Consider the following 19,978-nt stretch of genomic DNA (forward strand, 5'->3'; position numbering starts at 1 on the left):
TATATTTCTGCTAATTTGACGACGTTCACGTCATATTAGCATATGATATACGCTAAATCGAAGAAATTACGACAGTACGAGGATATTTGCTCTTTTTGGAACCCCTGTCCTTGGGACAAGACTTGATGGGGTTAAGGAATTAACAGCTTTTTAATGGCGGCCTCCAAGTCTGCATGGTGGAACTGGCCACGGCTGGTGACGCTGATTTTTCCCTTGCGATCGATGACCGCAGTGTAGGGGAGGGCGCCGATGTTGTTGCCAAACTGTTTTGAGAGCGAACCCTCTTCGTCGCCGACCAGTATAGGGTAATTGATGGGTTGTGTCTTGATGAAATCGCGGATGGCGTCCGGTTGATCCGCCGCGACGCCGACGAACTGCACTCCCGCCACGGCGTATTTTTCCTGCAATTGCACGAAGTCCGGAATTTCCTTGCGGCAGGGCGGGCACCAGGTGGCCCAGAAATTGACGATGATGATTTTGCCGGCCCACTCACTCAAATGGTGGACCTTGCCATCGAGATCGGGCAGCGCAAAGTCGATGCGCGGCTGTTCAATGGCGGGCGCGTTCGAACCGCTGACATGCCGACTGACGACGAATCCCGCCGCCAGCGCCAGCAGCGCGGTGATCAGCAGGCCAGCGTTTCTGGCGCTGAGCATGGCGCGCGCGCATTATCCAGGTGCTTGATAAACGGCGCGGGCTCAACGAAGCCCTGCAAGCGGGAAGTACGCCGCTCGCGGCCTTCACCGTCGAAGAACAAAATCGCCGGCGGGCCAAAAAGACCGAGGTCTTTCAGCAGCGATTGATCGGTTGCATCGTTGGCGGTCACATCGGCGCGCAACAGCACGGCGCCTTGCAGCGCCTTTTGCACGGTCTGGTCGGTAAAGGTTTCGCGTTCCAGGCGTTTGCATTCGACGCACCAGTCGGCATAAAGGTCGAGCATCACCGGCTTGCCCGCGGCCTGCGTCAACGCGGATTTAAGCTCGTCACTGCCATGCACCGGCGTGAAAACCGGGGTTGGCCTGGCCGCCGATGCCGCCGCGCCGGAAGCCAGCGAGAATTTCTGCAGGGGATGGAACGGATCCTGTCCACCGGTCGCCACGCCAACCAGCATCAGCACGCCATAAAGACTTAACGCCAGACCCAGCGCCTTGGCCGTCTGGCGGCCGCCGCCGCTGTGGGCTGTATGCGTGAACGTACCCATGAAAACACCGGCCGTCAACGCCAGCAAGGCCCACAACAGCAGGATGACGTGGCCGGGCAGCAGCCGGCTCAAAAACCAGATCGCCACGCCCAACATGACGAAGCCGAAGAACCGTTTGATGGCGTCCATCCAGGCGCCGGCGCGCGGCAGCAAGGCGCCGGCCGATGCGCCCACGAGCAAAAGCGGCAGGCCCATTCCCAACGCCATGGCGAAGAGCGCGAACCCGCCCAGCACTGCGTTGCCATTCTGGCCTATGTAGATCAACGCGCCGGCAAGCGGCGGCGCCACGCAAGGGCCGACAATCAACGCCGAAAACACACCCATGACTCCGGCGCCGATCAGGGAGCCGCCGCGTTGCCGGCCGCTAACAGCGGACAGCCATGTCTGCCAGCGTGCGGGCAGTTGCAGCGTGAATACCCCGAACATGGACAGGGCCAGTATCACGAATATCAGCGCAAAGGCGACAAGCAATGCGGGTTGCTGAAACCAGGCCTGCAGGTTCTGGCCGAATGAACCGGCGGCCACGCCGGCCAGCGCATAAGTGCAGGCCATCGCGATGACATAAACAAGCGAGAGTACCAGGGCCCGACCGCGGTAGGCCTGCTGGCCCACGATCAGGCCGGAGAGAATGGGCACCATGGGATAAACGCAAGGGGTGAAGGCAAGCACCAATCCAATCAGGAAAAAGACGCCAGCGATGTTCCACAACGAGCCATGGGCCAGAATCGAACTGTAGTGATCGGTGTCGTTGGTACCGGGCAGCAGGGTGGTGGATGTGGGCATCAATCCGCCTGCACTTGCGGGCAGATTGATCGTCAGGGTCTTGTGGATGGGGGGATAGCAGATTCCATCCTTGGCGCAGCCCTGGTAATTCATGGTCAACTGCACGGGTTGTGCGATGGCCTGCTGCCGTTGCAGCGGCAGCAGGATATCGAACTGATGCAACATGATTTCGACGCGGCCGAATGTCGGGTCCTCTTCCATCTCGCCCGCCGGGATCATGACCTGGCCCAGCGTCATGCCATCGCCCTTGATGGAGAATGAAAAGCGCTGGTGATAAAGGTAGTAGCCATCGGCGACGTCCCAATGGGCACGCAAGGTCTTCGCGTCTGTTGCATCCACTATGACCTTGAAGGCATCCTCAGGATCGAGGAATTCACGCTCTCCACTCTGGCCTGCAGCACTCTTCAGCACGGCGAGCGGACTAACGCCGGAATCGGCCGCCACCGATGTCGTAAGCAGCAGTCCCAAGCCAAAGCCGGCCAGCAGGTAGACTAGTTTTTGCATTGCTCGTCCATCCACTTCAGGTACTCCGTCAATCCTTCGACAATGGGAACGGCAATAATTTCCGGAAGCTCATAGGGGTGATGGGCGCGCAGGGTATCCTGGACGCGGTCATAGCATTCACGTTGGGTTTTGATGATGAGTAGATGCTCATCCACAGTTTCGCGTTTCCCCTGCCAGCGGTAAATCGAACGTATCCCCGGCAATACATTAACGCAGGCAGCCAGCTTCATATCGATGAGCTTGATGGCCATGGTTTCCGCAGTGCTTTTATCCGGGCATGTATTGATAATTAGTATGTGCTCACTCATCAAAGTCGATTGATTTTAATAAAGTATTTTAATGTAACTTAAATAAATTTTTCCTTGACAAGCCCATGGCCATATTTATAATTAGCACTCACAAATACAGAGTGCTAACAGCATACTCAACTACAAGCTTACCATCAACTCGAAGAACAGGAGATTCAAGTCATGAAACTTCGTCCTCTACACGACCGGGTCATCGTCAAGCGCCTGGAAGAAGAGCGTAAAAGCGCCGGCGGCATCGTCATCCCCGACACCGCCGCGGAGAAACCCATGCGTGGCAAGGTACTGGGCGTCGGCCCCGGCAAAATGAACGACAAAGGCACCCTCAACGCGATGAGCGTCAAGAAGGGCGACACGGTGTTATTCGGCAAGTACTCCGGCACCGAGGTCAAGATGGACGGCGAGGAAATCGTCGTGATGCGCGAAGACGACATCATGGCCGTCATCGAATAACGCCAACCACCACGATACAACCCATTTAAGGAACGAAAGCAATGAGCGCAAAAGATATTCGTTTTGGTGAAGAAGTCCGCCAGCGCATGCTGCGCGGCGTCAACGTCCTGGCCAACGCCGTCAAGGTGACGCTGGGTCCCAAGGGCCGCAATGTGGTGCTGGATAAGAGCTTCGGCGCCCCCACGGTGACCAAGGACGGCGTCTCCGTCGCCAAGGAAATCGAGCTGGCGGACAAGTTTGAGAACATGGGCGCGCAGATGGTGAAGGAAGTCGCTTCCAAGACCTCTGACGAGGCCGGCGATGGCACCACCACCGCCACCGTGCTGGCGCAGTCCATCGTCACCGAGGGCGTCAAGGCCGTCGCCGCGGGCATGAATCCGATGGATCTCAAGCGCGGCATCGACAAGGCCGTGATCGCCGTCGTCGAGGAACTGAAGAATCTCTCCAAGCCCTGCAAGGACGACAAGTCCATCGCCCAGGTCGGCACCATCTCCGCGAACTCCGACGAGGACATCGGCAACAAGATCGCCGAGGCCATGGGCAAGGTCGGCAAGGAAGGCGTCATCACCGTTGAGGAAGGTTCCTCGCTGCAGATGGAGCTGGAAGTGGTCGAGGGCATGCAGTTCGACCGCGGCTACCTGTCTCCTTATTTCATCAACAACCAGCAGAACATGACGGTCGATTTGGAAAACCCAGTCATCCTGCTGCACGACAAGAAGGTGTCCAGCATCCGTGACATGCTGCCGCTGCTGGAACAAGTCGCCAAGGGCGGCCGTCCGCTGTTGGTCATCGCTGAGGAAGTCGAAGGCGAGGCGCTGGCGACGCTGGTCGTCAACAACATCCGTGGCATCGTCAAGTGCTGCGCCGTCAAGGCGCCGGGTTTCGGCGACCGCCGCAAGGCCATGCTGGAGGACATCGCCATCCTGACCAACGGCACCGTGATCTCCGATGAGGTCGGCCTGTCGCTGGAGAAGGCGAGCATGGACGACCTCGGCACCTGCAAGCGCGTCACCGTCACCAAGGAGGAGACCACCATCGTCGACGGCGCCGGCGCCAAGAAGAACATCGAGGGCCGCATCAACCAGATCCGCGCCCAGATCGAAGAGACCACCTCCGACTACGACAAGGAGAAGTTGCAGGAGCGCGTCGCCAAGCTGGCGGGCGGTGTGGCCGTCATCAAGGTCGGCGCCGCCACCGAGGTCGAGATGAAGGAAAAGAAGGCCCGCGTCGAAGACGCCCTGCACGCCACGCGTGCGGCGGTCGAGGAAGGCGTGGTGCCGGGCGGCGGCGTCGCGCTGGTGCGCGCCATCGCCGCGGCCAAACTCAAGGGCGACAACGAGGACCAGAACACCGGCATCGCCATCGCCCGCCGCGCGCTGACCGAACCGCTGCGCCAGATCGTCGCCAACAGCGGCGCCGAGCCGTCCGTCGTGCTGGCCAAGGTGGAGGAAGGCAAGGGCACCTTCGGTTACAACGCCGCCACCGGCGAATATGGCGACATGATCAAGATGGGTATCCTCGATCCGACCAAGGTCACGCGCATGGCGCTGCAGAACGCAGCCTCCGTCGCTGGCCTGATGATCACGACCGAGGCCATGGTCGCGGAACTGCCGAAGAAGGAAGAGCACAAGCATGGACCCGGCGGTGGCGGCATGGAAGACATGATGTAATGCTGTTGCCGACTTTTTCAAAAGTCATCAGTAAACAAAAGCCCCGCTTATGCGGGGCTTTTTCTTTAAGTTGAGGAGAACAAAATGATCTCTGAAAGAGAACGACTTCAATATCAAGAAAGTATAATTTTTGTGAATAAAAAAACTATAGAAATAGCGAATCAAAAAAATATCCGTTTGCGGGCGCCTAGATGGGATGACGGAACGACAAAGATAGTGACGGGATTACACCATTTAGAGCTCATGACTAATAATGCGTCAGTAACGGTAAAGTTGAAACACGAATGGTTAATAAATCACGCCGATTACTACGACAAAGTTTATAAAGCCACTTCTTAATGAAGCGGTCGATAACTTGAGAGCAAAAGAAGGCGCTAAGTAAATTAAGGATTTTCGTCGTCGATATCAAAGCACAGCACACGGCGTTGACCTTCCACATCGGTGCAAATGGACAGCGTGATGCACATGCGCCCATCGGGCAGGGAGAGATAGGGCCGCGTCACCTGTATTTCGCCGGGATGATCGACGGCCTGGCGGAAGTAGGGGCGTTGGAACCAGTTGGCGCCTTTGGCGACGCTGAGCGGCTGTAATCTTGGATCGCTCTTGTGCCGCTTCGATTCGTGGTTGATGTTGTGAGTGGACTGGCCGCCGTGCGTGTCCAGCATGTAAAAGCGGATTCCCCGTTCCAGTCGGAATAACCGTTCGGTGATTGTCTCGACGTTGCCGCCGCTCAAAAGCGCCTTGACGGCCTGATCGAAGGCCTGGATGTAGGGCGCCATCTTGCGCCGCGCTTCCTGCGTCTGCTGATTGCTGTGGTCGATGAAGCGCATGTGAATGCCGCGCAATGTCGGCAGATCCATCGCCCTCGGGTCGTTGATCGGGAACGGATGCGCGAACAGATGTCCCTGCGCCAGATCGACGTTGGCGTCCAGCATGAGCATCGCCTCTTCCTCGGTCTCCACGCCCTCGGCCAGCACCATGCAGCCGGCTTCGTGCAAGAGGCTCACCAGTCCCGGCAGGCTGCGGCGGATCAGATCGCGCCGCGTGGCCTCGGCGATCATCCGGCGATCCAGTTTGACGATGTCCGGTTCCAACCGCCATATCCGTTCGAAGTTGGAATGGCCGGCGCCGAAGTCATCCACCGCGACCAGACAACCTTGATCGCGGTAATAATGCACGGCCTCCTCCAGAACTTCCTCGTTGGCGATGGCATTCTCCAGTATTTCGACCACGACCTGATGCACGGGAAAGTGGAAATGGTCCAGCATGTCGCGGAAAAAATGGCCGCGCTTGCGACCGTGAATGACCACCATCGGATTGATATTCAGAAACAGCCAGGCCGGCGAGTTGAGCGCCTGAAAATTGCCGACGTGCAGTGTCCGGCACAGACGATCGAGATGGATTAGATCCGGCGTGCGATTGGCGCATCCGAACAGGAGTGGCGGCGGGACGTCGATGCCGGTGTTGTCATGGGCGCGGACCAGCGCCTCGCATCCCACCGGCCGCTGGTGCGACAGGCTGTAGATCGGCTGGAATACGCTGCCGAGATGAAAGCGATCATAATTGGCGGTGAGCGCGCCTTGCTCAAAAATCGTATTCTGCAGGGTCGCGGCCAGCGGATCGCTGCCATACTTTTTGCGCGCAGTTTTAGGCTTGGGCTGCGCAACGCTGGGGATGGGCTGATCCGGCGGGTTTTCCATGATGATCCTTGCCGACTAATCCGTTTTGCTCATTTATCAGGCAAAAGCCATGCCCGACCTTTTCTGAATAGTAATCAGCCTGCGCAGGGTTTACTGTGAACTGCGTCACACCTGAATGGAAACTCATTGCCCTAGAACCGGGCAATGCAAGAGATTAGTTCGTTGCGGCTCTCGGGCGTGCCGATGAACGTCGTCGGCGAGCGGCGACAGCGAATTCTCGCAGCACCGGCTCGGTGTCTTCCCAGCCTATGCAGGCGTCGGTAATACTCCGGCCATATTCGAGCGGTACGCCGGGTTTCAGATCCTGGCGACCGGCGTGTATGTGGCTCTCAAGCATGACGGCGAAGATGCGCTGTTCGCCGGCGGCAAGTTGCGCGGCGACCGCGTGCGCAACATCGATCTGCTTGCGGTGATCCTTCTCGCTGTTGGCGTGGCTGCAATCGACGCAAATCACGGGCTTCAAACCGGCCGTGACGAGCCTCGCCCCCGCCGCCTCGATGCTGGCGGCATCGTAATTGGGCCGCTCGCTGCCGCCGCGCAGGATAAGGTGGCAATCCGGGTTGCCGCTGGTGGCGAAGATCGCCGAGTGGCCCTCTTTGCTGACGCCGAGAAAATGATGCGGATGTGACGCCGCCTTGATGGCATCCACCGCGACCTGGACCGTGCCGTCGGTCGAGTTCTTGAAGCCGATGGGGCAGGAAAGTCCGGAGGCCAGTTCGCGATGCACCTGACTCTCGGTGGTGCGCGCGCCGATCGCGCCCCAGGCGATGAGATCGGCCACGTATTGAGGGCTGATGGGATCCAGAAACTCCGTGCCCGCCGGCACCCCCATTTCGTTCAAGTCCACCAGCAGGCGGCGGGCAATACGCAGGCCGTCGTTGATGCGGAAGCTGCCGTCGAGGCCCGGATCGTTGATGAGTCCCTTCCAGCCCACGGTGGTGCGCGGCTTCTCGAAATACACGCGCATGATGATGAGCAAGTCATCCTTGAGTTCGTTGATCAGCGGTTTGAGCCGCCCGGCGTAATCGCGCGCGGCCTCGGTGTCATGGATCGAGCAGGGACCGGTGATGACAAGGAGCCGGTGATCCTCGCCGCGCAGGATGTTCTGTACGGCTCGTCTCGCCTGCACCACGGTCTGCGCCGCGCGGTCGCTCACGGGAATCTCGGACAAAAGCTGCTCCGGCGGGATCACCTCCTGCAGCGAGCGAATGCGTAAATCGTCGGTTCTTATGGACATGCGGTTCCTTTCGGGCGCGCTATTGTAATTTAGTCCGTTATAATTCCAAAAATGCACAGTGGCACTTTGGCAATCGTTGGTTTTCTTTCTGTTCTTCTCAGCGCCTGTGGCTCCAGTGAAGAAAGTTATTTCCCGTTGGATGCCGGACGTACCTGGCAATACGATCTGGACATACAAACCATGGATGGCCTCCAGCACCGCCGTTATGTGGTGGAAAATCTGCCGGCGGTGAAATCAGATCAACAGCGCTGGGTGCCGCGCCGCAAGGGCGACAACAGCATCTCGTACTTTTTCGAGGACGAACAAGGCATAAGCCGCGTGGCGGAACGGAATGCCGAGGGCGCGCTCGTCACGTTGCAGGCGCCGGAAGCCGTGTTGCGTTATCCGTTGACGGCGGGCTCAAAGTGGAGCGGCAGGGGCCGTACCGTGACGCTGGAACGCAGGACACCGCCGGAGGAATCGCTGACCAAGATCGACGTGGAAATGGACATGGAATACACCGTCACCGATGTTGATGCCACCGTGACGGTGCCGGCTGGAAATTTCGCGCATTGCCTCGTGGTCAGGGGTTCCGGCGATGCCAGTCGCGACGTTGGCTATTACATCGGCCAGACCAATCTGCACATCGAATCCACGGAATGGTACGCGCCGGATGTGGGACTGGTGAAGGTGACGCGCACCGAGACCACGACCGACAGCTCGATCCCGCACGGCGAATACACGCTGCAACTCACCGCATACCGCAGGTAATGGTGTGAAGTGACGTCACAACGCGGCGGCGCCGGCCTGCGCGATCTGGCTGTCTTCGGAGGACTTGACGCCGCTGACGCCGATGGCGCCGACGATCTCGCCATCGTGGATCAGCGGCACGCCGCCTTCGAGCGGCAACATGCCCGGCATGGCGAGATACCCCAACCGTCCGCCTGCCAGTGTTTCCTCCCATATCTTGGTCGGGCGGCGGAATTTGAGCGCCACCTGGGCCTTGGCGATGGCCACCTCGATGCTGCCCAGTTGCGCCTTGTCACGCTGCAGGTACAAGAGATGACCGCCGTCATCGACCACGGCGATGACCACGTTCCAATTGTTGCGCCTGGCCTCCGTCTCGGCGGCGGCGGCGATGCGCCTGGCATCACCCAGTTCCAGTGTTTTTTTATCTTGCATGCATTCCCCCGGGTCGAAAGTTGATGTATTTAATTGGAATGGTCGCCGGTTAATTGTTTTACGGCTTGATAGAACGGCGCATCTTTATGCGCTTCGCAGTAATTGATCAGTGTGTAGTTAAGTCCGCCGGGATCAATGGCAATGTCACGGCCCTGCGAGTTCAGCCAGTTGTATCCACTCAGGAAGCCTTGTGCCCAGGACACGTAGCCGTTGATATCCACTTCGGATTTCAATTTGATCGCTTCGAGAAAGTCACCGCAATGCCTGCCCCCTGCGCCGGAGATCGTGGCCGCCCTGGCTGGTATAGGGGCAACCGCGAATAACAGCATGGTCAATGCCAACCGCCCACGGAATGACATGAATCCCTCGAAGGTTGTGATCTGAAAATAAATTTCTAGACCGTTCAGCGCCAATTAAGTTTACCGCATTACAGTGCATTTTGACTGGCGCATTCCGCGACGAACCGGGGTATAATTTCCCACCTATGAATATATTCAAGACATTCAGAATCGTCCTCGCCGCGGGGGTGGTTTGCGTGGCGGTGAACGTGTTCGCCGATGAACCTGCCACCCCGCCCGCGGATACGACCGCCGCACCGACCCCGCCGCCACCGTCCACTCCCCCGGCCGCTCCGGATCAATCGTCTTCCGGCAACAAGGAAAAAGGCAAGGATTGCATTTGGACCTGTCTCCAATGGACCAAGGACTGCAATGTTGATCCCCGCGGAGTTTATAAATGCAACCGTGTCTGTGCGCAATTCGGCGAGCAATGTGAGTAATACTGAAGTGTTGTCCGGCCTGCGCTGGCGGGCCATCGATACCGTCCTCCTCGACATGGACGGCACCCTGCTGGATCTTTATTTTGATAGTTACCTGTGGCGGGACTGTCTGCCCAGGCGTTACGCCGAGCGCCATAACATCACCTTCAGCGCGGCGGAGGCGCATATCAATCCGCGCATCAAGGCCAGGGAAGGTACGCTCAAGTGGTATTGTCTGGACCATTGGACGCAGGAGTTCGGGATCGACATTTCCGGGTTGGAATACGAACATCGCGAGCGGATCACCGTGCGTCCGCAGGCCAGGGAATTCCTGCACTGGCTCAGGACGCAGGGAAAGCAACTGGTGCTGACCACCAATGCCCACCGCCGCAGTCTGGATCTCAAGTTACGGCAGACCGGGATCGGCGTTTTCTTCGATGAGATCTTCAGCGCCCATGATTTCGGCGCGCCAAAGGAAGAGGTGGAATTCTGGCGGCGACTGCAAACCCGTTGCGGGTTTCAGCCGGCGCGCAGCCTGCTGGTGGATGACAACCCGCGAGTGCTGCGTTCGGCGCGGAATTTCGGCATCGCTTTCGTCCTGGGCGTGCATCTCCCCGACAGCCGGGCGCCCGCGCGTTCTTCCACGGAGTTCCCGCACCTGGAGGATTTTCGCGAAATCATGGCCGCGTAATGGGCCGTCAAATGCGGCCGTAGGCAAGGTCGTAAATTCGATGTCCCGGCTTCAATGCGCGTTGCTCATAGCGCGTGAGTGGACGCCAGTGAGGGCGTGGCGACCACAACGCGGCGCCGGCCAGGTTGATCACGCCGTGAACGCCGTGCATCACCTCCGCCATCTGCCTGGCATAATCCTCCCAATCCGTGGCCAGAAACAACCGGCCATGAGAGGCCAGCTTGTCGCATAATGTCCCGGCAAAATCCGGCTGCAACAAGCGGCGTTTATGATGGCGTTTCTTCGGCCACGGGTCGGGAAAAAACACACAGATGTGTTCGAATTCGCGTGCCGGCAACAGCGCCAGCGTCTCCGCGGCATCACCGTTCAGCAGGCGGATGTTGTACAGGCCCAGTTTGTGGGCACGGCGCAGCAGGCTGCCCAAACCCGGGCGATGCACATCGATGCCGAGGTAATTATTGTCGGGCCCCGATTGGGCCAGGGCCAGCAAGGTGTCGCCATTGCCGCAGCCGATTTCCAGATGACTTGCCGCCGCCCGCCCGAAGAAGCATGACAACGATTGCCGTTCCAACGCGCCGGGATCGATGCCGTAACGAGGCCACAACTCGGCAAGGGCGTGTTCCTGCCCCGGCGTCATCCGGCCTTCACGGCGGACGTAACTGCGAACCGCGCGCCGCGGCCTCGAATCTATTGAGTCGGCCATTATCGTGGTGAAATTTGTTTTAAGCGTAGCGAGGCGCCCCGGACACGAGGCTGCAGAGCAGCGCTTTCGGGGAGGGGGGCAAACGGTTGCGCTCGATGCTGGACCGGGCCGCAGCCGCGGCAGAACAAGGCGCGTGCAGGCGGAAAACCGGAGTTGACGCGCCAGCCAATGAGGATATTGAGTCTGCGTGCAACACAGCCATGCCAAGCGCGGCAGCTTAAAACGAATTTCAGAAGAAGGTGCCGTCGATGGGGGACGAGGCGCTGGCATACGCACGGCGGGGGATGCGCCCGGCGAGATAAGCCTCGCGGCCGGCCTCCACCGCCTTGCGCATCGCCGAGGCCATCAGCACGGGATTTTTCGCCTGCGCGATGGCGGTGTTCATCAGCACGCCGTCGCAGCCCAGTTCCATGGCGATGCTGGCATCCGAAGCGGTGCCGACGCCGGCGTCCACGATGATGGGGAGGCTGGCGTTTTCAACGATGGTGCGGATGTTATAAGGATTGCGGATGCCCAGCCCCGAACCGATCGGTGCCGCCAGCGGCATCACCGCGACGCAACCCATTTTCTCGAAACGTCTGGCGATGACCGGATCGTCATTGGTGTATACCATCACTTGAAAGCCATCCTTGATCAGCGCCTCGGTGGCCTTCAGAGTTTCGGGAATGTCGGGGAAAAGCGTTTTTTCGTCACCCAGTACTTCCAGCTTGACCAAATCGTGGCCCTCCAGCAGTTCGCGCGCCAGTTGGCAGGTGCGGATCGCAGACCCCGCATCATAACAACCGGCGGTATTGGGCAATATCGTGTAATGGGCCGGCGACAGCATGTCGAGCAGATTGGGCTGACCGGCGTCCTGGCCGATGTTGGTGCGGCGCAGGGCAACGGTGACGATCTCGGCGCCGCTGGCCTCGACCGCCCTGCGGGTCTCCTCAAAATCGCGGTACTTGCCGGTGCCGATCAGCAGGCGCGAATGGAACCGGCGGGCGCCGACGCGCCAGCTGTCGAGATTTGCCGTTGAATTCTCCAAGCCCATGACATGCGCGGAAAGTAATGGCCGCGAGTATAGCTCCCGATCCTCGGACTAACCACCGCCGACGGCATGCACAATCTCAATCCGATCGCCCGGCCGCAAGCGGTGATCCGCATGACTGGATCGGGGAATGATTTCGGCGTTCACTTCCACGGCAAAGCGCCCGGATACCGCCAGCCGTTGCAGCAATGTCTGAAGAACGCAATCCTCCGGTGTCTCCACGGGCCGGCCATTGACGGTGAGTTGCATACGCCAATGCCGCGATCAGAGATCGACGATCAGGCCCTCACGGGCGATGTGGCATTCCATGTGCGACCCCCGCTCGCGGATGATCGCGAGTGCATTCGTGTGCATCGACTCAATATGCTGATCATCGTAGGTCGGATCATGGTGGTAAAGGTAAAGCACCTTGACGCCGGCTTCGATCGCGCTGTTGACCGTGTCCACGTAGCACGAATGTCCCCAGCCGCGCTTGCGGTTGTAATCCTCCGGCGTGTACTGCGCGTCGTGGATCAAAATATCGGCGTTTCGTATGCGCTGCAATTCATTGGCGCGTTCCTCGTTGCGCATGTTGTCCAGCAGTTCGCGTTCCTCGTGGTCGAATTCGTCATAGCGCTGGGCGATGGATTTTTCCAGAAACAGGAATTCATTGTCGGAGATGTAGACAATGTCCTTGCCCCGCAGGGTGATGCGGTAACCGTAGGTCACGCCCGGATGATGGACGTTGTGGTAGGAGAATGTCATGGGCCCATGCCGGATCCCCTGCCTGCCCGGCGTCAGGTATTCGATATTGGCCATCCAGTTTTCCGTCTCCACGGGAAAATAAGGCGCCTTCATCTGATCGGCGATGCGCCGCTGAATGTCGGTTTTATTTTCGCCAGGCCCGAAAAAGCGGATGTTCCAATCGCGCGCGAACGCGGGCTGGAAGAAAGGCAGGCCGCAGATGTGATCCCAGTGATAATGGGTGAGGATGATAAGCACCTCATGGCGGCCGTCCTCGGCGATCAGCTTTTCGCCCAGCGGAATGATGCCCGTACCGCCGTCGCAGATCAGCACGTAATCATCGGCGCGGATCTCGACGCAAGAGGTGTTGCCGCCGATCTTGAGGTGGCTGGGAAACGGCGCGGCATGGGAACCCCGCACGCCCCAGAAGCGCAGATAAGCCTTACCCATCCTTCACCGGCTTGCTTTGCTTCTGGCGGGCGCCGGTGTGAAGGATGATGAGATCCCGTATCGCTTGAGTGTTCATTGGCTTGGCCACGAAATCAACCGCCCCCAGTTTCTTGGCAATGGCGCGATCCTGCATGTAGTCCTTGGAGCTGATCACGATCACCTTGGTATGTTCCCAACCGGCGATGCGGCGCAGCTCCTGCAGGAAGGTCAACCCATCCTTCTCCGGCATGATGATATCAAGAAATAGCAGTTCCGGTTGATGAGTGCCGAGAGAATCCATTGCTTCGGAGGCGGAGGCGTAGGCCTTGAAATCCACGGCCAGCGGCTCCACACAGCGTTGAAAAAACTGCCGCACGCTGAGGCTGTCGTCAATCACCGCAATTGTAGGGGCCGTCGAATTCATGTATGTGCAGCAAGGGCGCGCGACCACATTATTATTAGCTTAGGCCGGGCATTAGTATAACCTTTTGAGTTGACGATGGAATCCATGGCTGTTCCCGCCGCGAAGCGGAACCGGTATCAGCGGTATTCTGTTTCTTCACCGATCTTTTCGAGACGCGAAGCCTGCATTTGGCCGCCAGTAAAGACGTAACAAAGCCACACTTTTCATTGGTTTAAATTTACATGTCACGCGAAATGAGCTGTTCCCGCCCGCGCCGCGCCGGCAGGCTGTCAGACTTCACCGCCTCGGTTAGAATGCAGACCTCTGTCCAGCGTTGGCTGGCAAAGGGGGGCATGCGACCGCCGGTTGCCGACGCGTGCGGGGAACAGCGGGTGTAGTTCAATGGCAGAACTGTAGCTTCCCAAGCTACTAACGTGGGTTCGATTCCCATCACCCGCTCCAAAAACACTAGCGACAACGACCAGCAGGTGGGACCACACCGATGGTACGCGATAAAGAGCTTGAGCAATATGCCGCGACCCTATACAGCGATACGCTGCCCTACCACAATTTTACCCACGCCCTCCAATGCATTGAGGCCGGCCACGAATTAGTTCGCCGCTGCCGCGAGGAGGGCGTGGCGATTGACGAACACGTGGTGTATTACGCCCTGCTGTTCCACGACGCCGGCTATCACGAGGATCATTTCGGCAAAGGCTACCCGACCAAGGAGGCCTATTCCGCGGCCCTGGCAGAGGCGGCCTTGAACCAGCGTGGCGTCGCGCCTGCGACGGTGCAACAAGTCACGGCCGCCATCCTCGCCACCCGGCGTGACGCCCGATTTGTGTCGGTCGAGGAGAAAGCGGTGCGTGCAGCGGATCTCTCGGGGTTGGCAGCCGACTATGGTGTATTCCGCGCCAATACCGAAAAACTGAAATACGAGTATGAAATCATGACCGGCGGCCCCATTTCCTGGGATGAATGGATAGCCATGGCGGATGAAGTGGTGAGCTATTTTCTGTCGCAGGACATCCGGCTCACCCGGTATTATTTCGACGAAAGCGGCGATTCCATTTTTCACAAGCGCACGATGGCAAATCTCAATCGCTTGCGCGCCGAACGCGGCGCCTAAGCGGGATTGGCCGGCCGTGAACCGGCCGCGACTGACGTTTTTGGGTGTGCGCTAAGTCTGCCCGTCCTTGACCCGCAGCAGCATGAAGTCCTGACCGTTATCCATCAGCTTGGCGCGCATGGCCTGCACTTCACTTATATCCTTGAATGGCCCGATGCGTACCCGAAACCAGGTGTCGCCGCCATTGACGACCACCTTCTGAATGTCGGCGCTGATGCCGTGGAGCGCCAGGTTGGCCTTGGCCTTGTCAGCTTCTTCGAAGCGCTGATACGAGCCGACCTGCAACACGTAGGCCCCCGGAGCCAGTGTAGGCTGGTTGCCCTTGTCGGTATTGCCCAGCTGCCAGTCCGGTACCTTGACCTCCATTTCGGGCAGGATGGTGTAAAAGTCAAAGCGGGGTTTGACAGCTGGCGCCGGTTTGGCTGCCGCGGCCGCCGGCGCCGGCTGGGTCGCCGCGGCAGGCGAACGGCTCAAGGCCGGGACACCGGCAACGGGGGTGGCCACGGGCGCCGGCCGGTGCAGGTAAACGAACAACGTGATCAAAAGCCCCAATCCCAGTCCCGACGCAAAGGCGAGCCAGGCCGGTGTCGCTGCCGGCTTGTTTTTTTTGCGTGATGTCGCGTGTTTGTAATCGCGGGCCATTACATGACCTCGGGGGCCGATACCCCCAGCAGCGACAACCCGTTTTTCACCACCAAACGGGTCGCGGCGCAGACGTTAAGCCGGGCCTCGCGTAGCGTCTCGCTCGCACTCAGAAATTTGTGCGCGTTGTAGTAGGCATGAAATTGGTTGGCCAATTCCGTCAAATAATGCGCGAGTTGATGTGGTTCACGCAACTGCGCCGCTGACTCCACCACCTCCGGATAACGTGACAGCGTGCCAAGCAGCCGGCGTTCATGGGGCTCCGTCAACTGATGCAAATGGGCGTTGCCGCGCGCCGGATCCCAGGCCAGCCCTTTTTCGGTCAGTTGCCGGAAGACGCTGCAAATGCGTGCATGGGCGTACTGCACGTAATACACCGGGTTGTCGCTGGTCTGGGAACGCGCCAGATCGACGTCGAATTCCAGATGCTGGTCATGCGAGCGCATGAGGTAGAAAAAGCGCGTGGCATCACGTCCCGCCTCATCGACAAGCTCCTTCAGGGTGACGAAGTTGCCGCTGCGCTTGCCCATGCGGCCGGAGGCCAGCGTGACGAATTGGATCATCAGCACTTCCAGCGCATCGTTGCGGCCGGTGAGCGATTCAAGCGCCGCGCGCATGCGCACCAGCAAACCATGGTGATCCGCCCCCCACACGTCGATCAATTGCGGCCAGCCGCGTTCCAGTTTATCCACATGATAGGCCAGATCGTTGCCGAAATAAGTCGGAGAGCCGTCCGCCTTGATGAGGACGCGATCCTTGTCATCGCCATGTTCGGTGGTGCGAAACCACAACGCCCCGTCCTTTTCATACGTATGGCCGGACTTGACCAACTCCTTGCGCCGCTTGTCCGCCAGTCCGGATTCGACCAACTCGCGCTCGGAATACCAGTTGTCGAAGCGTACGCCAAACGCTTCAAGTGCGGCCCGGATGTCAGCGAGCTGGCTGTCAAGGGCAAACCGACGCAAATCGATGAAGGCCGCGTTTCCCAGATTCTGTTTGCACACCTTGATCAGGGAATCGAGGTAATGTTCCTGCTGCTTCTTCAGGGACTCTTTTTCGGATTCGTCTGCGGTCTCTGGAATTTCCGGATCGACGGGCAATTGAAATTGCAGATCAGCCCGCAGCTTGAGCCGGTCGCCGTTTAGTTGGTGATATTTTTCGGCAATGGCCTTGACGTAAGCACCGGGATATCCGCGCTTGGGAAAGGAAATGGCGGCCGGCCCAAGCAGTTCAAGGTACCGCACCCATGCACTGACGGCGAGCGCCTCCACCTGCCGGCCTGCGTCGTTGATGTAGAACTCGCGGAAAACTTCGTAACCCGCCGCCTCCATGATGTTACAGAGGCTGTCGCCATAGGCGGCATTGCGGCCGTGGCCCACGTGCAGCGGGCCGGTCGGGTTGGCGGAGACGAATTCGACCAATACTCGGCCGCGCGATCCCGCACGCTCGCGACCGTAGTTCTCCCCCGCCGCAAGGATGTCCACGATAACATCCGCATAAGCGCTGGAGGTCAGAAAAAAATTGATAAAACCCGGACCCGCGATTTCTATTTTTTCTACGTGCGGGGAAGCAGACAGGCTGGCCTTGATCTTTTCCGCCAGGGCGCGCGGCGGCATGCCGCACGCCCTGGCTATGGTGAGGGCGAAATTTGAGGTGAAATCGCCGTGCTGCTCGTCGCGAGTGCGCTGCAGCTGAATATCCACCACCGCAGGCAGGGCGACACCGGATTCACGTACCCGGTCCAGTGCTTTTCCCAGCTCTTTGCGCAAGACTGATTTCAACAAGATGCAGTATCCTCAAAGGCGTCGCATTCTAAAACATATCCTGTGGGTCAACATCCAGTGACCAGCGCACCCGCCGGGCCGCCGGCAACGTCTCCAGTGCCGGCAGCCACTGCATCAACACCCTGTGCAAAGGCTGGCGGTGGGCGGCCTGCAGCCATAGCTGGGCGCGGTGATGACCGGCACGGCGGGGGCGCGGCGCGGGCAGCGGGCCATGCGCCTGCATGCTGGAGGGCAGCGGGGGGAGCAAGCCGCGCGCCTGCTCGAGAAATTGCCGGGCGGCTTCCATGCGCGCCGCTTCGGCGCGCAGAAGGGCCAGATGGGAGTAAGGCGGCAGATGTGTCTCGCGTCGCTCCGCGAGCAGTTGCATGCCGTAAGCGGAATAATCCTGCCGCAGCAGGGCTTGCAGCAGCGGGTGATCGGGATGATGCGTCTGTACCATGACCTCGCCCTGATGTCGCACGCGTCCCGCCCGCCCGGCGACCTGCAGCAGGAGTTGCATCAGGTGTTCGGCGGCGCGGAAATCGGCGCTGTACAAGGCGCCATCGGCATCGACGACACAGACCAGCGTCACTCGCGGGAAATCATGGCCCTTGGAAAGCATTTGGGTGCCGACCAGAATGGATGCCTGTCCAGTGTGCGCCTGCTCAATCGCAGCGGCGAGCGCGCCCTTGCGGCGCGTACTGTCACGATCTATGCGCATAATCGCCGCATCGTGAAAACGTTGTCGCAGGCTTTCCACCAGCCGTTCCGTGCCCTGACCGGCCTTCACCCAGGCTGCCGCCGCGCCGCACTCACCGCAGTGATCCGGTAGTGCCCGCTGACTGCCGCAGTGGTGGCAACACAAGCAGCCACTCTCCCGATGATAAGTCAGATGTGCGTCACAACGCGGACAGTCCAGCACCCGGCCGCATTCATGGCACAATACTGCCGGTGCATAGCCACGCCGGTTGAGGAACACCAGTACTTGTTCCTGCGACGCCAGCCGCCGGGCGATGGCGTCTATCATGGGCTGGCTCAAGCCACCGGCGAGCGACCGCTGCCGCAGATCGACAAGCCGCAGGACGGGCATGGGCACGCCGGTGGCGCGTTCCGGCAGGCTGAGGCGCGTATACCGTCCGCGGCTGACGTTGTGCAGCGTCTCCAAACTGGGCGTGGCCGATCCCAGCACGACGGGTATCTGCTCCTGCTGTGCGCGGGTGATGGCCACGTCACGCGCCGAATAGCGAAAGCCTTCCTGCTGTTTGTAGGAACCGTCATGTTCCTCATCGACGATGATGGCACCCGGCCGCGCCAGCGGCAGCCACACCGCCGAACGCGTGCCGATAATGATCGGTGCCTCACCGCGTTTGGCGCGCCACCACGTGTGCGCCCGTTCGGCGTCCGTCAGCGTCGAATGATAGAGCGCCACCGGATGTCGCAGCCGCTGTTCAAAACGTCGCACGGTCTGCGGGCTCATGCCGATCTCCGGGATGAGCACCAGGATTTGCCTGCCTTTGGCGAGCGAGTCCATGGCGATTTCCAAATACACCTCGGTTTTACCGCTGCCCGTCACTCCGTGTAACACGAAAACCTGGAAATGATCCCTGGCGGCCAGGATCTGGGTGACAGCACCCTGCTGCGCCGGTGTGAGCACGGGTACATCGCCGGCCTGTGGGTCGACGTCTGTTACCGTCTCGGCGCTGATCTCCCGTGGACTGCGACCCAGGCGCAGAGACTGCGGCAGCGCCGCGGCGATGACCTCACCCAGGGGATGGTGATAATACGTCGCTGCCCAACGCAGTAATCTGCGGGCGGGCGCATCGAGTAACGGCGTTTCGTCGACCAGGGCATGGATGGACTTGAGACGCTCACGGGGCAGTTCGCTTTCCGTGGTTCGATCCCAGAGGATGCCGATGCAATCCCGGCGGCCAAAAGGCACCCGCGCCCGCGCGCCGATATGCGCCTGCGCCCGCAGCGGCTCCGGGATCAAATAATCAAAGCAGCGGCGGAAGGGAACAGGCAGCGCGACCCGCGCGATCGGACCATCAGAAGTGGACATCTGGATTCCACGTCATCGACGCGCCCTGCTCGCCGAGCAGGCGGCGCACCGCACCGATGTCCGCGCGCCGGACGGGACGGCCGTCGATGGGGCTCACCGGCGCGGCCCGATGTTGCGCGCCGGTGGGGAACAGAACCAGCCGTATGGATTGTCCGCCCGCGAGGAAGGAGAGGGTGATGTACATGCGGTCGCTGCCGGCGTAACGGCGCTCGCCCAGTTGATGGGGGATGCCGCGTTCCTCCAGGAATCCGGTCAACTCCTCCAGCGTATCGCCAAAGACGTGCAGGGAAATGGCGCTATGCGGGCGGGCGGTGCCGGCGAGCACAGGTCCGACGAGGCAGGGCGAATAGGGCGCCAGCAGGCGCATGGCTTCAAGCGCCGCTCGACGCATGACCTGTTGCCGTCCCCGATGCTGCTCGCCACCGAAGAGTTGCTGGTGGGCGATCAATGCCGCCTCGATTTCCGCGAATGTGGGCAGGTCGCGCGGCGAATGCCGCATCATCTGTCCCGCCTTGAGGCGGGCCTGGGGGAAACCCAGCTTCCCGTCCACGGCCAGAAGCCCGGCGGCCATTTGCGCCAGCTGTTGTCGGATTTCACTGCTTTTCTTGCGGAGTTTGGCGCGCATGCCGGAG

22 protein-coding genes and 1 tRNA gene are annotated in these 19,978 nt (G+C 59.9%); 7 read left to right on the forward strand and 16 right to left on the reverse strand.

Annotated elements, in window-relative coordinates; translation table 11 throughout:
• Positions 1-131 precede the first annotated feature (131 nt).
• The 3 genes from VMH34_01975 to cutA are packed head-to-tail and all read right to left on the reverse strand — an operon-like array spanning position 132 to position 2,796.
• The gene (locus VMH34_01975; GenBank protein HTT07547.1) at positions 132-656 is read right to left on the reverse strand and encodes a TlpA disulfide reductase family protein; all 525 of its coding nucleotides are present in this window, start codon (positions 654-656) and stop codon (positions 132-134) included.
• Positions 626-2,488 (reverse strand): protein-disulfide reductase DsbD, encoded by a 1,863-nt coding sequence (gene dsbD / locus VMH34_01980; GenBank protein ID HTT07548.1) that lies wholly within the window; start codon positions 2,486-2,488, stop codon positions 626-628. Before dsbD ends, VMH34_01975 begins: the two co-directional genes overlap by 31 nt.
• The gene (gene cutA / locus VMH34_01985; GenBank protein ID HTT07549.1) at positions 2,476-2,796 is read right to left on the reverse strand and encodes a divalent-cation tolerance protein CutA; all 321 of its coding nucleotides are present in this window, start codon (positions 2,794-2,796) and stop codon (positions 2,476-2,478) included. The genes dsbD and cutA overlap by 13 nt, the downstream gene beginning before the upstream one ends.
• A gap of 162 nt (positions 2,797-2,958) precedes the next feature.
• On the opposite strand from cutA, the gene groES reads away from it, so the two are divergent.
• The 3 genes from groES to VMH34_02000 all read left to right on the forward strand — a co-directional run bounded on the left by groES (position 2,959) and on the right by VMH34_02000 (position 5,255).
• Complete coding sequence (gene groES, locus VMH34_01990; protein HTT07550.1) at positions 2,959-3,246, forward strand: co-chaperone GroES; 288 nt, start codon at positions 2,959-2,961, stop codon at positions 3,244-3,246.
• A 41-nt stretch (positions 3,247-3,287) separates the two neighbouring features.
• Positions 3,288-4,916: a chaperonin GroEL gene (gene groL / locus VMH34_01995; GenBank protein ID HTT07551.1), complete on the forward strand. Its 1,629-nt coding sequence runs from the start codon at positions 3,288-3,290 to the stop codon at positions 4,914-4,916.
• An 84-nt stretch (positions 4,917-5,000) separates the two neighbouring features.
• A complete protein-coding gene (locus VMH34_02000; GenBank protein HTT07552.1) occupies positions 5,001-5,255 on the forward strand; it encodes a hypothetical protein in 255 nt (84 codons plus the stop codon).
• Positions 5,256-5,299: 44 nt separating this feature from the next.
• On the opposite strand, the gene VMH34_02005 is transcribed toward VMH34_02000, so the two are convergent.
• Together VMH34_02005 and VMH34_02010 are read right to left on the reverse strand one after the other, a co-directional pair.
• Positions 5,300-6,616 carry an EAL domain-containing protein gene (locus VMH34_02005; GenBank protein HTT07553.1) on the reverse strand — a complete coding sequence of 439 codons (1,317 nt, stop codon included), beginning with the start codon at positions 6,614-6,616 and terminating at the stop codon, positions 5,300-5,302.
• 154 nt (positions 6,617-6,770) lie between these two features.
• Positions 6,771-7,853: a 3-deoxy-7-phosphoheptulonate synthase gene (locus VMH34_02010; protein HTT07554.1), complete on the reverse strand. Its 1,083-nt coding sequence runs from the start codon at positions 7,851-7,853 to the stop codon at positions 6,771-6,773.
• Between the two features lie 135 nt (positions 7,854-7,988).
• Between VMH34_02010 and VMH34_02015 the strand changes: the two genes are divergently transcribed.
• Complete coding sequence (locus VMH34_02015; GenBank protein HTT07555.1) at positions 7,989-8,603, forward strand: hypothetical protein; 615 nt, start codon at positions 7,989-7,991, stop codon at positions 8,601-8,603.
• A gap of 15 nt (positions 8,604-8,618) precedes the next feature.
• Here VMH34_02015 and VMH34_02020 read toward each other — a convergent pair whose 3' ends face one another.
• Both VMH34_02020 and VMH34_02025 read right to left on the reverse strand, forming a co-directional pair.
• A complete protein-coding gene (locus tag VMH34_02020) occupies positions 8,619-9,014 on the reverse strand; it encodes a heme-binding protein (protein ID HTT07556.1) in 396 nt (131 codons plus the stop codon).
• 29 nt (positions 9,015-9,043) lie between these two features.
• Positions 9,044-9,427: a hypothetical protein gene (locus tag VMH34_02025; GenBank protein HTT07557.1), complete on the reverse strand. Its 384-nt coding sequence runs from the start codon at positions 9,425-9,427 to the stop codon at positions 9,044-9,046.
• 357 nt (positions 9,428-9,784) lie between these two features.
• Here VMH34_02025 and yrfG point away from each other — a divergent pair, with 357 nt between their 5' ends.
• Positions 9,785-10,462: a GMP/IMP nucleotidase gene (gene yrfG / locus VMH34_02030; protein ID HTT07558.1), complete on the forward strand. Its 678-nt coding sequence runs from the start codon at positions 9,785-9,787 to the stop codon at positions 10,460-10,462.
• Between the two features lie 7 nt (positions 10,463-10,469).
• Here the strand turns inward: yrfG and trmB are convergent, their stop codons facing one another.
• The 5 genes from trmB to VMH34_02055 all read right to left on the reverse strand — a co-directional run bounded on the left by trmB (position 10,470) and on the right by VMH34_02055 (position 13,771).
• Positions 10,470-11,165, reverse strand: a complete 696-nt coding sequence (trmB, locus tag VMH34_02035; GenBank protein HTT07559.1) for a tRNA (guanosine(46)-N7)-methyltransferase TrmB — start codon at positions 11,163-11,165, stop codon at positions 10,470-10,472.
• A 229-nt stretch (positions 11,166-11,394) separates the two neighbouring features.
• On the reverse strand, positions 11,395-12,198 hold the full coding sequence (locus VMH34_02040; GenBank protein ID HTT07560.1) for a thiazole synthase: 804 nt from the start codon (positions 12,196-12,198) through the stop codon (positions 11,395-11,397).
• A 48-nt stretch (positions 12,199-12,246) separates the two neighbouring features.
• Positions 12,247-12,444: a sulfur carrier protein ThiS gene (thiS, locus tag VMH34_02045; protein HTT07561.1), complete on the reverse strand. Its 198-nt coding sequence runs from the start codon at positions 12,442-12,444 to the stop codon at positions 12,247-12,249.
• A gap of 15 nt (positions 12,445-12,459) precedes the next feature.
• Positions 12,460-13,368 carry an MBL fold metallo-hydrolase gene (locus tag VMH34_02050; protein ID HTT07562.1) on the reverse strand — a complete coding sequence of 303 codons (909 nt, stop codon included), beginning with the start codon at positions 13,366-13,368 and terminating at the stop codon, positions 12,460-12,462.
• Positions 13,361-13,771 carry a response regulator gene (locus VMH34_02055; GenBank protein HTT07563.1) on the reverse strand — a complete coding sequence of 137 codons (411 nt, stop codon included), beginning with the start codon at positions 13,769-13,771 and terminating at the stop codon, positions 13,361-13,363. Before VMH34_02055 ends, VMH34_02050 begins: the two co-directional genes overlap by 8 nt.
• 367 nt (positions 13,772-14,138) lie before the next feature.
• On the opposite strand from VMH34_02055, the gene VMH34_02060 reads away from it, so the two are divergent.
• Both VMH34_02060 and VMH34_02065 read left to right on the forward strand, forming a co-directional pair.
• A tRNA-Gly gene (locus tag VMH34_02060) sits at positions 14,139-14,212 on the forward strand.
• A 40-nt stretch (positions 14,213-14,252) separates the two neighbouring features.
• Positions 14,253-14,882 (forward strand): hypothetical protein, encoded by a 630-nt coding sequence (locus tag VMH34_02065; GenBank protein ID HTT07564.1) that lies wholly within the window; start codon positions 14,253-14,255, stop codon positions 14,880-14,882.
• A gap of 51 nt (positions 14,883-14,933) precedes the next feature.
• Here the strand turns inward: VMH34_02065 and VMH34_02070 are convergent, their stop codons facing one another.
• From VMH34_02070 to VMH34_02085, 4 genes are read right to left on the reverse strand one after another with little or no spacing between them, the layout of a single operon-like run.
• Positions 14,934-15,524, reverse strand: a complete 591-nt coding sequence (locus tag VMH34_02070) for an SPOR domain-containing protein (GenBank protein HTT07565.1) — start codon at positions 15,522-15,524, stop codon at positions 14,934-14,936.
• Positions 15,524-17,305, reverse strand: coding sequence for an arginine--tRNA ligase (gene argS, locus VMH34_02075; GenBank protein ID HTT07566.1), 1,782 nt, complete (start codon positions 17,303-17,305; stop codon positions 15,524-15,526). The genes VMH34_02070 and argS overlap by 1 nt, the downstream gene beginning before the upstream one ends.
• A gap of 31 nt (positions 17,306-17,336) precedes the next feature.
• On the reverse strand, positions 17,337-19,346 hold the full coding sequence (locus VMH34_02080) for a primosomal protein N' (GenBank protein HTT07567.1): 2,010 nt from the start codon (positions 19,344-19,346) through the stop codon (positions 17,337-17,339).
• Complete coding sequence (locus VMH34_02085; protein ID HTT07568.1) at positions 19,333-19,971, reverse strand: hypothetical protein; 639 nt, start codon at positions 19,969-19,971, stop codon at positions 19,333-19,335. Before VMH34_02085 ends, VMH34_02080 begins: the two co-directional genes overlap by 14 nt.
• Between the last annotated feature and the right edge of the window lie 7 nt (positions 19,972-19,978).

It is taken from the genome of Gammaproteobacteria bacterium (genome assembly GCA_035501935.1).
Lineage (GTDB): Bacteria > Pseudomonadota > Gammaproteobacteria > JAJPIJ01 > JAJPIJ01 > JAJPIJ01.